Here is a 14,287-nt window from a genome sequence, read left to right as displayed (position 1 = left end):
ATTTACGGGGGAGGGGGCGGAAGTGCCCCGCGACGCGGGTAAATTGGTGGCGGGCCGGTCAACCGGCACGCTTCCACCGAACCGAGGATCCATCACCCATGCGCGTTGCGGCCATCGACTGCGGTACGAACTCCATCCGTCTGCTCATCGCTGACGTGAAGGACAAGGACGGTCACCTCGAGCTCAAGGACAGGGTGCGCGAGATGCGCATCGTGCGCCTGGGCCAGGGCGTGGACGCCACCGGTTGGCTCGCCGAGGCCGCCCTGGAGCGGACCTTCGCCGCCGTGGAGGAATACGCCCGGCTCATCACCAAGCACAAGGTGGACGCCGTCCGGTTCGTGGCCACGTCCGCCACGCGCGACGCCGGCAACCGGCAGGTCTTCGTGGACGGGATCACATCCCGCCTGGGGGTGACCCCGGAGGTCGTGAGCGGTGACGAGGAAGCGGCCCTGTCCTTCCGCGGCGCCCTCAACGCGGCCGCGGGACTGACCCCGGAGGACCGCGTGCTCGTGGTGGACCTGGGCGGCGGTTCCACCGAGTGCGTCCTGGGTTCCCCCGAGCACGTGATCGCCGCCCGCAGCGTCGACGTGGGGTGCGTGCGCATGACCGAACGCCACCTGGGGTCCAACCCACCCACCGAGGAACAGCAACGCCTCGTGCTGCGGGACGTGGACGAGGCCATGGACACCGTGGCCCGCACCGTACCGCTCGAACTGACCACCCGGCTCGTGGGTGTCGCCGGGACGGTCACCACGGTCAGTGCCATGGCCATGGGCCTGAACCGCTACGACGAGGACCGGATCAACGGCAGCGTCCTGGACAGCGACGTCGTTATCCGGGCGTGCCGGGAACTGACCGGGATGACGCGGGAGGAACGCGCCGAGCTCGGGTTCATGCACGAGGGTCGCGTGGACGTCATCGGGGCGGGTGCGCTCGTGTGGCGCCGGATCATCGAACGTGTCTCGGACGCGACCAACGGGCGCGTCAGCACCGTGACCGCGAGCGAACACGATATTTTGGACGGAATCGCCCTGTCCCTCGCGGCCTGAGATCACGGGCCGGTCGCCGTCGCACCCCGGCACACCACCTGCGGGCGCGCGGGGGAGCGGACGCCCGCGCCGGCACCCGGTGTGGACGGGCCCGGAACGTAGGGGGCCCGGAGCGGACGGGTCAGCGGGCGACGTCGTCGTGACGCCGGGCGGGGGGTCCGGTACGTCGACCGCCGGGAGCGGTCGGGAACGCGCGTGCAGCGCGGGAAAGCAGAGGGGTCATGGGACGGCTGAGAACACGCGGTGCGCTGTCACTCGCCGCGGTGGGCCTATTGCTCGGCGGGACCGGTGTCGCCCCGGCGCTCGCCGTGGAACCCATGCCCGCGCCGTCGGTGCCCGTGGAGACCCCCGTGGCACCGCCCCCGAACGGCAAGGTCCCCGTGGAGCCGGTGGACGTGCGCCAGGAGGAGTACTGGCTGGACGACTACGGCGTGCGGGACGCGTGGAAGTCCGCGACCGGCAAAGGCGTGAAGATCGCCGTGATCGACACCGGCGTGGACGGCTCCCACCAGGATCTGCGGGGCGCGGCCGGTGAGGGGACGGACGTCTCGGGCGTGGGCGGCGCGAACGGTCAGGAGGGCCTGGGCGCGGAACCCGAACACGGGACGCTGGTGGCCTCGCTCGCCGCGGGACGCGGTCACGGGCCCGAGAACCCGGACGGTCCGGGTGGCACGCGGGGCATCATCGGAGTGGCCCCGGAGGCGGAGATCCTGCCCGTGTCCCTGTGGGTGGGCAGCGAACACCCCGGCGCCCGCGACATCGACGAACAGATCCCGGACGCCGTGCGCTGGGCCGTGGACCACGGCGCGAACGTAATCAACATGTCCCTGGGCTCGAACGCCACGGGCTGGCCCCCCGCATGGGACTCGGCGTTCGCGTACGCGGAGGAGAAGGGCGTTCTCGTGGTCGCGGCGGCGGGCAACCGGGGATCGGGGCTCAACCAGGTGGGGGCGCCCGCCACGATTCCGGGGGTGCTGTCCGTGGGCGGCGTGGACCGGTCGCGCACGGCGAGTTGGGACTCGTCCTCCCAGGGCATCTCGATCGCGGTGGCCGGGCCCAGCGAGGAGATGGTGGGTGCGATCCCGGGGGACGGCTACGCCCGGTGGTCCGGGACCTCCGCCACCGTGCCCCTCGTGGCCGGGACCGCGGCGCTGATCAAGCAGAAGCACCCCGACCTCACGGCGGCTGGGATCGCCCAGCGGATCGTGGACACCGCGCACGACGCGGGGGCGCAGGGCAAGGACCCGCTCTACGGGTATGGGATCCTGGATGTGCGCGCGGCCGTAGAGGACGACGTCCGGATCTCCGACATCAATCCCCTGGGCAGCGTGCGGCAATGGATTGCGCAGAACCGCCCGCCCTCGCAGACACCCACCCCGAGCAGCTCCCCGACCCCGCCCGCGCCGGACACGCGGCAGGTGACCGGGGAGGCCACCCCACCCGTGGCGCAGGCACCCCTCAACGAGACCGGCGCGCTACCCGTGGTGATCCTCGTCAGCTTCGGGGTGATCGTCGCGGGCCTCACCGTGGCCGCGGTCCTGCACATCCGCAGGCTCTCGCGCTGATTTCACGATCAGCTCACCGGGCCGCTGACACCGCGTCGGCAAAACCGTGCCACGGTGAGTAAGCTTTCGGGTATGGCTTTCAATCAACTTGCTAAGGACCGTCCGCGCCTTCTCATCGTGGGTGGCGGTTACGTCGGTTTCACACTGGCGCAGAAGCTGCAGACCCGCATTAAGGAGTCCGGCGGCGTGGTCACGGTGGTGGACCCGAACCCGTACATGACCTACCTCCCGTTCCTGCCCGAGGTCTCGGCCGGCAACATCGAGGCGCGCTCCGCCGTGATCCCGCACCGTCAGCACCTGGGCGACTGCGAGTTGATCACCGGCCGCGTGGAGAGCATCGACCATGCCAACCGTACGGTCACCGTCCACGGCATCGACGAGGGCCCCGAGTTCGAGCTCACGTACGACGAGATCGTGCTCGCCGGCGGTTCCAACACCCGCACGTTCCCCATCCCGGGGCTCGCGGACAAGGCCATCGGCATGAAGACCATCGAAGAGGCCGTGTCCGTGCGCAACTGGGTGCTCGAGCGCATCGAGGTGGCTTCCCTCACCAACGACGAGGACGAGAAGCGCAAGGCGCTGACCTTCATCGTGGTGGGCGGCGGCTACGCCGGTTCCGAGACCATCGCCGAGCTCGAGGACATGGCGCGTTCGGCCGTGCAGCGCAACGACCTCCTGAAGGTCTCGGACCTGCGCTTCGTGCTGGTCGAGGCCATGGGCCGGATCATGCCCGAGGTCTCCGAGGACCGTGCCGAGAAGGTCGTGGCCGAGATGCGCGCCCGCGGCATCGAGGTGCTGCTGAACACGTCCCTGTCCGAGGTGGACGGTGACCTGGTCAAGCTCATTAATATGCAGGACAAGTCCCCGGCCGGCGAGATGGCCACGGACACCCTGATCTGGACGGCCGGCGTGCAGGCTGCGTCCTTCGCCAAGAACAGCGACCTGCCCATCGACGACCGCGGACGCGTGCGCGTGGGCGCGGACCTGCGCGTGACCGGCGACGACGGGCCCTTCGAGGGTGCCTGGGCCGCCGGTGACATCGCCGCCGTCCCGGATCTCACGGGCGCCGGCCCCGGCGGGTTCTGCGTTCCCAACGCGCAGCACGCCGTGCGTCAGGCCGCGACCATGGCCAAGAACATCATGGCCGCGCACAAGGGCGAGCCGCTCGAGGACTACTACCACGAGAACCTCGGGTCCGTGGCGGGTCTGGGTCTGTACAAGGGTGCCGCCACCATCCGCGGTATCGACCTCGGCGGTCTGCCGGCGTGGGCCATGCACCGCCTCTACCACGGGTACGCGATCCCCACGGTGGAGCGCAAGGTGCGGGTGTTCACGGAGTGGGGCGTGAACCTGCTCTTCGGCCGTGACACCACTCCGCTGCGTCACCTGCGGGACCCCCGCCGTGCCTTCCAGAAGGCCGCGGGCGCGGACGTCCCGGCCGAGAAGGCGAGCCTGTAACACTCCATCGCACCGAGCCGGTGGGCCCGCGCACCCGCGCGGACTCACCGGCTCGGTCACGCCCCCATAGCCCAATCGGCAGAGGCAGCGGACTTAAAATCCGCTCAGTCTGGGTTCGAGTCCCAGTGGGGGCACCGATTCCGCACCCGCGGGGGCCCTGTTCGCTCAGCACAAACTCCCAGGTTCCTGTGACGCGTCAATGTTAGGCTGAACGAACAGCTCGCCCACGCCTCGAAAGGACGTCCCATGGCCGGCGGAAACCCACTGCTACGCGACTTCAACAAGAAGAACGGCACCGCGACCACCCCGGATATCTCCCGCGACCCCCGTTACTCACCCGAGAACCTGGAAAACCTCTACAACGCGCCCGCCGCGGGTCCGGACCGCACCGGACGCATGAGCTACGACGACGTCGTCATGCGCACCTCGCTCGTGCTCGGTTGCGTAATCGTCACGGCCGTGGTGGGTTGGGTCGCCCCGGTGCTCGCGCTGCCGGGCGCCATCGTGGGTCTCGTGCTGGGTCTGGTCAACGCGTTCAAACGTGAGCCCAGCCCGCTGTTGATCACGCTCTACGCGCTCGCCGAGGGCCTGTTCCTGGGTGGCATCTCCCGCATGTTCGAGGGCGCCTACCCGGGCATCGTGGTCCAGGCGGTGATCGGCACCCTGGCGGTGTTCGTCTCCGTGCTGGTGCTCTACAAGGTGGGCGTGCTGCGCTCCTCCCCGCGCGTGACCAAGTTCTTCATGGTCGCACTGCTGGCCTACGCCCTGTTCGCCCTGGTGAACCTGGGCACGAGCCTGCTGGGCGGCTACAACATGCGCTACGACGCCACGATCTTCGGCATCCCGCTGGGGCTGTTCGTGGGCGCGATCGCCATCCTGCTGGCCGTCTACAGCTTCGTGCTCGACTTCGAGAACATCAGCGACGGCGTCAAGCGCGGTATCCCCAAGAAGGCGGCATGGTCCGCGGCGTTCGGGCTGACCGTGACCCTGATCTGGGCCTACGTGGAGATCCTGCGCGTGCTCTCGATCATCCGCTCCATGAGCGACTGACTCCCATCCCCGCGCGTCGCTCGGGGCCCTCAGGGCCCGGTGACGTACGCCGGAATGAGAAGCGGCGGCCCAGTGGGTCGCCGCTTCTCGCGTTGTGGGGATCGTTCACATGTAGCGGATCTCGAGTTCGCGCGGGGGCAGGTTGATCGCGCGGGCGGGGATGTTATTGCTCGCGGCTCGTCCCACGAACAGCCAGCCCAGGATCTCCTCGTGCTCGTCCAGACCGTAGAACTCGCGCACCACGTCCCGGTCGTAGGGCTCGCGATGGGACCAGACGGTGGCCCATCCCTGCGCGTAGAACGCGGCTTCGAGGATCCCGCGGGCGGCGTACACGTCCCCGCGCTGGTCCTTCTTGGACTGCGGCAGTTCCGGGTGGTGGCGGAAGATGATGGCCAGGGCCACCCCGCCCCGGGACGCCCACTGCAGGCTCCCGCGATACGCGGCCAGGACCCGGATCTTGCGACCCTTCAACCGGGGGACGGGGCCCGAGAGGGCGGGGACGGACGTGAGGCCCGCCATGGCCGCGGCCAGCAGGGACGCGGCCTGCCCGCTCGTCGCAACCACGCGCCAACCCGTGGGGCGCTCGTCGTACTTGGCGCCGGCGGCGGCCCGCAGGACGGCCTCGAGCTCCTCACGCCGCGGGGCCTCCTGTGTCAGGACGCTCGCGGGGCGGCGTTGGGACAGGACGCGCAGCAGTGTGGTGGACATGACGCCCATTTTGTCACCCTCGGCCCCGCACGCCGGTATCAGCACGTTGCGCGATGGTGTCATGATAAGGGCATGTCATCCAGTGTTACGACGTCCCACGCGGGCTCATCCCCGAACCCCGTGGTCAAACGTCCCCAGTCCGACACATCCTCCGAACTCGTCACCCAGCACGACGGCGCGTCGCCCCCCTCCACGGGGCCCAACGTCCCTGACGCGCAGACCATGGTCACGACCCCGGTCCGGATCGCGGCCGCGTGGTCGTGGCGGATCTTGCTCATCATCGCCGGTGTGGGTGTGGTGGGGTGGCTGCTGAGCCACGTGACCACCGTGTTCATCCCGGTGCTGTTGGCCGCGCTGCTCGCGGGGTTGCTCTCGCCGGCCGTCCGCTGGCTGCGCTCCAAGCACTTCCCGTCCGCGCTGGCCGCGATCACCGTGGAGCTCGGACTGATCCTGGGGGTCCTGGGCCTGTTGGTGCTCGCGGGTCAGCAGATGATCGCCGGTTTCGCACAGCTCTCCGACAGCGCGGTGGCCGGTTTCCAGCAGTTGATCGGAATGCTGGAGGACAGCCCCCTCAACATCTCCACGGACAACATCAACCAGTGGCTCTCGGACATCGGGGCCACGCTGCAGCGCAACTCGGACGCCATCCTCTCCGGCGCGATGACCTTCGGCTCCACGGCGACCAGCATCGTCACGGGCATGATCATCATGCTGTTCGTCCTGCTGTTCTTCCTCATGGACGGCGAGAACATCTGGCTGTTCCTGGTCAAACTGTTCCCCCGCCGCGCCCGCCCCGCCGTGAACGGTGCCGGGCGCAAGGGCTGGATCTCGCTCGCGCAGTACGTGCGCATCCAGGTGTTCGTGGCGTTCGTGGACGCCGTGGGTATCGGGCTTGGTGCGTTCCTGCTGGGTGTGCCGCTGGCGCTGCCGATCGGTGTGTTGGTGTTCCTGGCGTCCTTCATCCCCATCGTGGGTGCCGTGCTGACCGGTGCGGTGGCCGTCCTGGTGGCCCTCGTGGCGATCGGGCCCGGTATCGCGCTCGCCATGCTCGGTGTGGTGCTGCTCGTCCAGCAGGTCGAGTCCAACGTCCTGCAGCCGCTCGTGATGGGCAAGGCCGTGGCCCTGCACCCCGTGGCCGTGTTCCTGGCGGTGGCCGCCGGTAGCGTGCTCTTCGGGATCGCCGGTGCGCTGTTCGCCGTGCCCCTGATGGCCATGCTCAACACGATCATCCGCTACCTCGGCAGCCGCGCCTGGGAGCGGGACGAGGAGATCGCATGGCAGCCCTTCATGTACCCGTGGGAGATCAAGAAGGCAGCCAAGAAGCAGGACCTCACGCGCGAACAGATCATGGCGCAGCTCCAGCGCTTCCGCGGCAAGCGCCACCGTGAGCGTGAGAACGAGGAGAAGAAGCGCGAGGAGAAGCACAAGAAGGAGACCAAGCACGACGCCACGATCGAGTCCGACGAAGTGGGCTCGGGGGACTCCCGGAACGTCTAGTCCCGCACGGCGTAATACCATGAAACGCGGCGTCCTCACCCCGGACGCCGCGTTCTGTGTGTCCGCGCCAACCCTCGAGGTCGTGATCCACCCCGGGTTCGCGCGGTTCGAACGAGCCGCAACGGCCGACTACCACGAAAGAAGTTCTCTGTGGGTCTCACTGATTTGCCCGTCTCGGTGGCCGACGTCCGCCACGCCGCGCAGTTGCTGGACGGGGTGATCGAGACGACGCCGCTCGCGCACTCGCGCGCGCTGTCCCGCATGCTCGGTTCCGAGGTGTACCTCAAGTGCGAGAACCTCCAGCGCGCGGGATCGTTCAAGGTTCGCGGCGCGTACGTGCGCATGGCCCAGCTCTCGGACGAGGAGAAGCGCCGGGGCGTCGTGGCGGCGTCGGCGGGCAACCACGCCCAGGGTGTGGCGCTCGCGGCGGCGAAACTGGGGATCACGGCGCGGATCTACATGCCCCGCGGGGCGGCGCTGCCCAAGATCGCGGCCACCCAGGACCACGGTGCGGAGGTCGTGCTGCACGGGTCCAACGTGGACCAGGCGCTCGCGGAGGCCCAGCGCTACGCGGACGAGACCGGCGCGGTGTTCGTCCACCCGTTCGACCACCCGGACATCATCGCCGGCCAGGGCACCCTGGGTCTCGAGATCCTCGACGAGCTGCCCACCGTGGACACCGTGATCGCCGGTGTGGGCGGGGGAGGACTGCTCGCGGGAGTGTCCGTGGCACTGAAGGCCAAGGCCCAGGAGCAGGGCAAGGACATCCGGGTCATCGGCGTGCAGGCGGAGAACGCCGCGGCCTACCCGCCCTCGCTCGCGGGGGACGCGATCGTCACGCTGTCCAAGGTCTCCACGATCGCGGATGGCATCGCCGTGGGTCGGCCCGGACAGTTGCCGTTCAACGTGATCCGTCACCTCGCGGACGACGTCGTGACGGTCTCCGAGGACTCGCTCGCCCAGGCGCTGATCTTCATGCTCGAGCGCAACAAGATGGTCGTGGAACCCGCCGGTGCCGTGGGGGTGGCCGCGATCCTCGAGGGTGCTCTCAAGCGCGAGTACCCGGATCTGGGGACCACGGTCGTGCTGCTCTCGGGCGGCAACATCGATCCCATGCTCATGCTCAAGGTGATCCAGCGGGGTCTCTCCGCGGCGGGGCGCTACATGACCATCAAGATGATGCTCACCGACCGTCCGGGTGAGCTCGCCCAGATCTCACAGATCATCGCGGACATGGACGCCAACGTGACCGGCGTGAACCACACCCGGATCGGAGGTTCGCTGTCCATGGGGGACGTCTCCATCACGATCGACATGGAGACCAAGGGCCACGGGCACTGCGATCATGTGATCGACGCCCTGGAGTCCCACGGCTACCGTCCCGTGGTGGTGCATTGAGCGGGAGGTGACCCGCGCGCTGTGGGTGCGTCAGCGGCGTCGTCCGCGGCGGGCCGTGAAGTACGTGATGAACGCGGCCACGAAGGTGGCGAACCACAGAATGTTGCGCAGGCCGCCGGTCGCGTTCAGCGCGGGGTTGTTCTGACCCAGGAAGTGCACGACGATCGCGGCGACCCCCAGCAGCGCGGTGAGGATGATCAGTGGGACCGTCCACGAATTGGGGGTCCGGTTCCAGTGTGTGACCACGAGGAAAACTCCTAGCGGGGCTCGACGGGGCGTCCTTCGATCCTACGGGCCGCACCCGGGTGCCTCCTGGACCGTGTCGGGCTGCACACGCCTTCTGGGCTGTGTCGGGCCGCGCACGACGAAGGCCACCTCGCACGCGCGAGGTGGCCTTCGTGATGAACCGGGGTCGATCAGCGGCTGAAGGGCTTGGCCTTGAGGATCTTCACCGTGATGTCCTTGCCGTTGGGGGCCTTGTAGCTCACGGTCTCGCCGACCTTGTGGCCGTTGATCGCGGCACCCATGGGGGAGCGCTCGGAGAAGACCTCGAGGTCCGAACCGCCGGTGAGGTCCTCGGCGACCTCGCGGGAACCCATGAGGAAGGTCATCTCGTCGCCCGCGATCTCCGCGGTCACGACCATGCCGGCCTCGATCACGCCGTCGTCCGCGGGGGCCTCGCCCACCTGGGCGTTCTCGAGCAGCTGGGTCAACTGGGCGATCCGGCCCTCGTTCTTGCCCTGCTCCTCACGCGCGGCGTGGTAGCCGCCGTTCTCCTTCAGATCACCCTCGGAACGCGCCTGTTCGATCCGGTCCACGATCTCCTGGCGGTAGGGCCCGGCGATGTGGTCGAGCTCCTTCTTGAGCCGGTCGTAGGCTTCCTGGGTGAGCCAGGCTCCCTCATTAGTAGGCACGGTGCCTCCGTTCTCTGGTGTCCGTCGCCCTGACGGACACGTGTGAAAAACCCCGCCCCGGGGCGAGCCGAGTGGCCCAGCGCGTCCGGGTCGGGGATGTGATCTCCGTCCAGTCTAGTGGAGTCCGTGCCCACGGCCCAAAGCGCGGGTGGCAGCCCGGTGGGTCATGCCATCCGACGTCATGGTTCCCGGCGGGTTCCGGCCGGCGTGCAACCGCGCGGAAGGATCAGCCGGATGTCTCCCAGCACGAGTCGACCCCCGCCGTGGTGGCCAGGTTCGTGGTGCGCAGCGGCACCCGGTGGGTGCTCGTGCGGCCGTTGAGCTGGTCGTCCGGGACGTGGCCGATCGTGACCTCGGTCCAGCCCACCACGGCGTACTGCTCGTTGAGGGCCTGCACCGCACACGTGACGGTCTGCTCCGGGTCCTTGGTGAGGTCGAAGTCCGCGTACACGTGCCCGGAGTCCGTGATCTGGAAGCTCACATCCTTGAACACCGGGCGCTGGGAGTTGCCCCACACGATCCACACCACGAACAGTGCCGCCACCAGTGTGGCCGCGGCCGCGATCAGCATCCAGCCACGGGTGCCGGGCCCGCGGCGGGGGGAGCGGGCGACGGCGCGGTGTCCGGTCCCGTAGCGCTGTGCAAGCGCCCGCTGGGTCGCGGAGGTGCCGGGGGCAGTGGCGCCCGTCTCCGGCCGGGAGGTAGGCCGGGGCGTCGCAGAACTCATGGCGTCCACTGTACCCAGCGCGCGTGTGCGGTTTCTGGGAGGCCGGTCGCCATGCGGTGTGCGGTGGCTGCGATGTACGCGGCAGCCGTGATGGGCAAGACAGCCCCGGCGGCACGAGCGGCGTAAGATACCGGGGATTGCATTTTTCCCGCGATGACGTCTTGGAGGCATCCGTTCAGTGACGGATTATTCACAGCTTCGATTGTTGGCCATCCACGCCCACCCGGACGACGAGTCCAGCAAGGGTGCCGCGACCATGGCACATTACGCCCAGCTGGGCGCGCGCGTCATGGTGGCCACGTGCACCGGTGGCGAGCGCGGCTCGATCCTCAACGCCGAGATGGAGGGGGACGTCTGGGCCGAGCGTGACCTGCCCGGGCTGCGTCGTCACGAGATGGCCGCCGCCGCGCAGGCCCTGGGCGTGGAGCACCGGTGGATCGGGTTCACGGACTCCGGCCTGCCCGAGGGTGACCCGCTGCCCCCGCTGCCGTGGGGCTGCTTCGCCTTGCAACCGCTCGAACGTGCCGCGGCCCCCGTGGTGCAGCTGGTGCGTGAATTCCGACCGCACGTGATCCTGAGCTACGACGAGAACGGCGGTTACCCGCACCCGGACCACATCCAGACCCACAACGTGGCCATGGAGGCGTACCAGCGCGCGGGGGACCCGCAGGCGTACCCCGGGACGGGTGAGCCGTGGACCCCGTCCAAGCTGTACTACGACCGCGCGTTCAACGTGGAGCGGTTCATCGCGCTGCACGAGGCCCTCGAGGCCCGCGGACTGCAGTCCCCGTACGCCCAGCGCATCGCCGCGATCCAGGAGTCGGACCCGGAGGGTCACCGTCCGCCCATGCCGCGGCACGAGACCACCACCAAGATCGAGTGCGCCCACCAGTTCCCCGCCCGGGACGCGGCCCTGAGCAGCCACCGGACCCAGGTGGACCCCAAAGGCCTGTTCTTCGCGGTCTCCGCCGAGACCCAGGCCGAGGTGTGGCCGTGGGAGGACTACACGCTCGCGGAGTCCCGCGTGGAGACGTCGCTGCCCGAGACGGATCTGTTCGCGGGCGTGACCGACGCCGCCTCGACCCCCCGGAAATGAGCCTTCCCGTGCCCACGCTGCTGACTGTCCTGACCGCCGCGACGCCGGCCCCGAGTCCGGAGAACACCCTGCGCCCGGGGCTTGACCCCAGCCAGGTCTCGCCGGGCCTCGTCGGCTTCCTCATGACGTTCTTGCTGGCCGCCGCCGTGGTGCTGCTCGTGATGGACTTCAACCGCCGCAACCGGCGACTGCGCTACCGCGCCCAGTACGCCGAGCAGCGTGCCGCGGAGGATCACGTGGGCGGGTACGCGCAGCACGACGCCGCGGTGTCGCCGTCCGGTACGTCTCGCACGGTGCGCTCGGACGGGGACGACGACGCCCGCTCACCTCGCGTGGGCGAGGACGGCCCGCCGCGCGCTTGACCGCGGTCGACGCGGCGTCCCGGAGCGGAACGGCCCCCAGGTCCCGCACCGGAGCGGAATAGCCGCGGCGTCTCGCGCCCGAGCGGCTCGGCCCCGGCGTCCCGCACCTGCGCGGCTCGGCTGCGGCGGACGACTACGAACAGAGCCGCGCCTCATGACCTTCGAGCCGTGAGCCCCGGGCTGTCATCCCCGCTCCCGTGTGAGACCGTGGGGTATGTCCAATCGTCTGGCCCACTCCACGAGTCCCTACCTGCTGCAGCACGCGGAGAACCCCGTGGACTGGTGGGAGTTCTGCCCCGAGGCCTTCGAGGAGGCCCGCGCGCGGGAGGTGCCCGTCCTGCTGTCCGTGGGCTACGCCGCGTGCCACTGGTGCCACGTGATGGCCCACGAGTCCTTCGAGGATCCGGACGTGGGTCGTTATGTCAACGAGCACTTCGTTGCGGTGAAGGTGGACCGGGAGCAGCGCCCGGACGTGGACTCGATCTACATGGCCGCCACGCAGCTGCTCACGGGCCAGGGCGGCTGGCCCATGACCGCGTTCCTGACCCCGCAGGGGCGGGTGTTCCACGCCGGGACGTACTACCCGCCGCGGCCCGTGCAGGGGCGGCCGTCCTTCATGCAGGTCCTGCGTGCCGTCACCGAGGCCTGGACCGAGCGCCGTGACGAGGTGCTGCGCGGGGCCGAACAGGTCTACGACGCGCTGTCCCGCCACCCCGAACTCGTGGACCGGATGCTCGCGGACGCGGGCCCTTCCGTGGTGCGCGTGGAGGGTGGGGAGCCCGCCGAGGATGCCGTGGAACGGCTCACGGGGGCCTGGCTCGACGGCCTCGAGGTCGCCCGGGATGCGGCTCACGAGGGTTTCGGCACCGGCGCCAAGTTCCCGCCCTCGCCCGCCCTTGACGCGCTCACGCGGATTGCGAGCACCGCGCACCGCGATGCCCCGGCTGGGGATCCCGCGTCGGTGAGCGCGCACGCCGCTTCCGACCACGACGACGCCGCACATCAGCACGCCCGCACCGCACGCGAACTGTTGTGCGCCACGCTCGACGCGATGGTCACGGGGGCCCTTCAGGATCACGTGGGCGGTGGGTTCTTCCGGTACTCGGTGACCCCGGACTGGTCCCTGCCCCACTACGAGAAGATGCTCTACGACAACGCCCAGCTGCTCGGTGTGCTGGCCCGCACCGTGGCGCTGCTGGAACGTACCGGCACGGATGCCACTCGCGCGGCCCGTTACCGCCGGGCCGCAGAGCTGCTGGTCGAGTGGCTCGAACGGGAGATGATCACCCCCGAGGGCGCGTTCGCCGCATCCCTCGACGCGGACAGCGATCCCGCACCGGACGAGCCGCACGCCGAGCGCGAGGGCGCGTACTACACGTTCTCGGGTCATGCCGGGAGCCCCGCCGGGGGTCGCCCCGAACCGGCCACGGCGGCATGGGGCGAAGCGGGTGCGGTCACCGGCATCCTGGACGAGTCCGTGCGGCAGGAGCTGTGGCAGCGGCGCATCACGCGCACCGCGCCCCACCTCGACGACAAGATCGTCGCGGCCTGGAACGGCATGGCGCTCACGGGACTCGCGGAAGCGGGCGTGCTGCTCGGGCACCCCGAGTGGATCGAGCTGGCCGCCACGGCCGCCGAATTCGTGTGGGACCAGCACAGGGACCCCGCGACGGGACGCGTGGTGCGGACGTCCCGCGGCGGCGTCGTGGACCCGCACGAGGGCCAGCTCGAGGACTACGCCCGCTTGGGCGCCGGACTGCTCGCGCTGTACCGGGCCACGGGCGAGACCGCGTGGTACGAGCGCAGCCGAGCGCTCGCCGACGTCGCCGTGGAGCGGTTCGTGCGGGGGACCACCCTGCTCGAGTCCGCCGAGGTGGACCCCACGCTCGCGGCCGCCGGCTCCACGGGTCGCGCGGAGCCGTTCGACGACGTCGCCGCGTCCAGTTCCGCGGTGCTCTCCCGATGGCTCACGGAGCTGTCGCAACCGACGATCGGTGAGCGCGAAGCACGGGACGTGGTCGCCGCCGTGACCGCGCCCGCCACAGGGGTCGTCCTCAAGGCCCCCACGGCGGCCGGGGGCATGGTCTCGGCGGTGCTGGAGGATGCGCATCCGCCGGCCCTGTTACAGGTCGTGGACGCGGACGCCGAGCAGTGGCGCGAGACCCTCGACGCGGTCGGGGCGGCACGGGTGCTGGACGTCCTGGTCCTGGACGGAAACTCGGCGCCGTACGGGGTGCCGGCGGCGTTGGAACCCGGCTTCACGGTGTGGCTCTGCCGGGACGGGCGCTGCGAACTGCCCGTGCGTTCCGTGCCGGACGTGACCGCGCTCGTCACGCGGATCCGCGAGGAGCGGGGCTGAGCGCACGGGCTGCGCACGGGGGCCGTACGCGGGGACTGAGCGCAGGGATTGCGCGTGGGGGCGCGCGGCGGCGTCGTCGTCATCGCGTGAGCGACGTGGACGCC

The 14,287-nt window shown here is 69.9% G+C and carries 13 protein-coding genes and 1 tRNA gene; 10 read left to right on the top strand and 4 right to left on the bottom strand.

The genetic code is table 11. From position 1 onward, the window contains the following. Window positions 1–98 precede the first annotated feature (98 nt). The 5 genes from AS25_RS06890 (at window position 99) to AS25_RS06870 (ending at window position 5,122) form a co-directional block, all read left to right on the top strand. On the top strand, window positions 99–1,049 hold the full coding sequence (locus AS25_RS06890) for a Ppx/GppA phosphatase family protein (protein WP_035963715.1): 951 nt from the start codon (window positions 99–101) through the stop codon (window positions 1,047–1,049). Between the two features lie 221 nt (window positions 1,050–1,270). Next, window positions 1,271–2,614, top strand: a complete 1,344-nt coding sequence (locus AS25_RS06885; RefSeq protein ID WP_035963713.1) for a S8 family peptidase — start codon at window positions 1,271–1,273, stop codon at window positions 2,612–2,614. Window positions 2,615–2,686: 72 nt separating this feature from the next. Continuing rightward, window positions 2,687–4,072 (top strand): NAD(P)/FAD-dependent oxidoreductase, encoded by a 1,386-nt coding sequence (locus tag AS25_RS06880; protein ID WP_035963710.1) that lies wholly within the window; start codon window positions 2,687–2,689, stop codon window positions 4,070–4,072. 60 nt (window positions 4,073–4,132) lie between these two features. Then, window positions 4,133–4,206, top strand: a tRNA-Leu gene (locus AS25_RS06875). A gap of 112 nt (window positions 4,207–4,318) precedes the next feature. Beyond that, complete coding sequence (locus tag AS25_RS06870) at window positions 4,319–5,122, top strand: Bax inhibitor-1/YccA family protein (RefSeq protein WP_035963708.1); 804 nt, start codon at window positions 4,319–4,321, stop codon at window positions 5,120–5,122. Between the two features lie 105 nt (window positions 5,123–5,227). On the opposite strand, the gene AS25_RS06865 is transcribed toward AS25_RS06870, so the two are convergent. After that, window positions 5,228–5,830, bottom strand: coding sequence for a nitroreductase family protein (locus tag AS25_RS06865; RefSeq protein ID WP_231885537.1), 603 nt, complete (start codon window positions 5,828–5,830; stop codon window positions 5,228–5,230). Window positions 5,831–5,902: 72 nt separating this feature from the next. Between AS25_RS06865 and AS25_RS06860 the strand changes: the two genes are divergently transcribed. Together AS25_RS06860 and ilvA are read left to right on the top strand one after the other, a co-directional pair. Further along, window positions 5,903–7,327, top strand: coding sequence for an AI-2E family transporter (locus tag AS25_RS06860; protein WP_052160780.1), 1,425 nt, complete (start codon window positions 5,903–5,905; stop codon window positions 7,325–7,327). Between the two features lie 150 nt (window positions 7,328–7,477). Continuing rightward, a complete protein-coding gene (gene ilvA, locus AS25_RS06855; RefSeq protein WP_035963704.1) occupies window positions 7,478–8,725 on the top strand; it encodes a threonine ammonia-lyase in 1,248 nt (415 codons plus the stop codon). 30 nt (window positions 8,726–8,755) lie between these two features. Here ilvA and AS25_RS06850 read toward each other — a convergent pair whose 3' ends face one another. From AS25_RS06850 to AS25_RS06840, 3 genes are all read right to left on the bottom strand, one after another. Further along, window positions 8,756–8,971, bottom strand: coding sequence for a hypothetical protein (locus AS25_RS06850; RefSeq protein WP_035963702.1), 216 nt, complete (start codon window positions 8,969–8,971; stop codon window positions 8,756–8,758). 170 nt (window positions 8,972–9,141) lie between these two features. After that, window positions 9,142–9,639 carry a transcription elongation factor GreA gene (gene greA / locus AS25_RS06845; RefSeq protein ID WP_035963700.1) on the bottom strand — a complete coding sequence of 166 codons (498 nt, stop codon included), beginning with the start codon at window positions 9,637–9,639 and terminating at the stop codon, window positions 9,142–9,144. Between the two features lie 226 nt (window positions 9,640–9,865). Then, window positions 9,866–10,366: a DUF4307 domain-containing protein gene (locus AS25_RS06840; protein ID WP_035963698.1), complete on the bottom strand. Its 501-nt coding sequence runs from the start codon at window positions 10,364–10,366 to the stop codon at window positions 9,866–9,868. A 178-nt stretch (window positions 10,367–10,544) separates the two neighbouring features. Here AS25_RS06840 and mca point away from each other — a divergent pair, with 178 nt between their 5' ends. The 3 genes from mca to AS25_RS06825 all read left to right on the top strand — a co-directional run bounded on the left by mca (window position 10,545) and on the right by AS25_RS06825 (window position 14,183). Beyond that, complete coding sequence (gene mca / locus AS25_RS06835; protein WP_156960920.1) at window positions 10,545–11,462, top strand: mycothiol conjugate amidase Mca; 918 nt, start codon at window positions 10,545–10,547, stop codon at window positions 11,460–11,462. Between the two features lie 8 nt (window positions 11,463–11,470). Next, the gene (locus tag AS25_RS15235) at window positions 11,471–11,824 is read left to right on the top strand and encodes a hypothetical protein (RefSeq protein ID WP_253270502.1); all 354 of its coding nucleotides are present in this window, start codon (window positions 11,471–11,473) and stop codon (window positions 11,822–11,824) included. Window positions 11,825–12,038: 214 nt separating this feature from the next. Beyond that, complete coding sequence (locus AS25_RS06825; RefSeq protein ID WP_035963691.1) at window positions 12,039–14,183, top strand: thioredoxin domain-containing protein; 2,145 nt, start codon at window positions 12,039–12,041, stop codon at window positions 14,181–14,183. The last annotated feature ends 104 nt before the right edge of the window (window positions 14,184–14,287 follow it).

Source organism: Kocuria marina, assembly GCF_000786655.1.
GTDB lineage: Bacteria > Actinomycetota > Actinomycetes > Actinomycetales > Micrococcaceae > Kocuria > Kocuria marina_A.
The sequence above is the reverse complement of the archived record's forward strand: the minus strand, read 5'-3'. Positions and strand labels throughout refer to the sequence as shown.

Bases quoted from the DNA above. Each gene is read 5' to 3' on its own strand.
- AS25_RS06885 (WP_035963713.1), top strand. From the start codon at position 1,271: ATGGGACGGCTGAGAACACGCGGTGCGCTGTCACTCGCCGCGGTGGGC.
- AS25_RS06890 (WP_035963715.1), top strand. From the start codon at position 99: ATGCGCGTTGCGGCCATCGACTGCGGTACGAACTCCATCCGTCTGCTC.
- AS25_RS06840 (WP_035963698.1), bottom strand. From the start codon at position 10,366: ATGAGTTCTGCGACGCCCCGGCCTACCTCCCGGCCGGAGACGGGCGCC.
- AS25_RS06870 (WP_035963708.1), top strand. From the start codon at position 4,319: ATGGCCGGCGGAAACCCACTGCTACGCGACTTCAACAAGAAGAACGGC.
- AS25_RS06825 (WP_035963691.1), top strand. From the start codon at position 12,039: ATGTCCAATCGTCTGGCCCACTCCACGAGTCCCTACCTGCTGCAGCAC.
- AS25_RS06865 (WP_231885537.1), bottom strand. From the start codon at position 5,830: ATGTCCACCACACTGCTGCGCGTCCTGTCCCAACGCCGCCCCGCGAGC.
- AS25_RS06880 (WP_035963710.1), top strand. From the start codon at position 2,687: ATGGCTTTCAATCAACTTGCTAAGGACCGTCCGCGCCTTCTCATCGTG.
- AS25_RS06860 (WP_052160780.1), top strand. From the start codon at position 5,903: ATGTCATCCAGTGTTACGACGTCCCACGCGGGCTCATCCCCGAACCCC.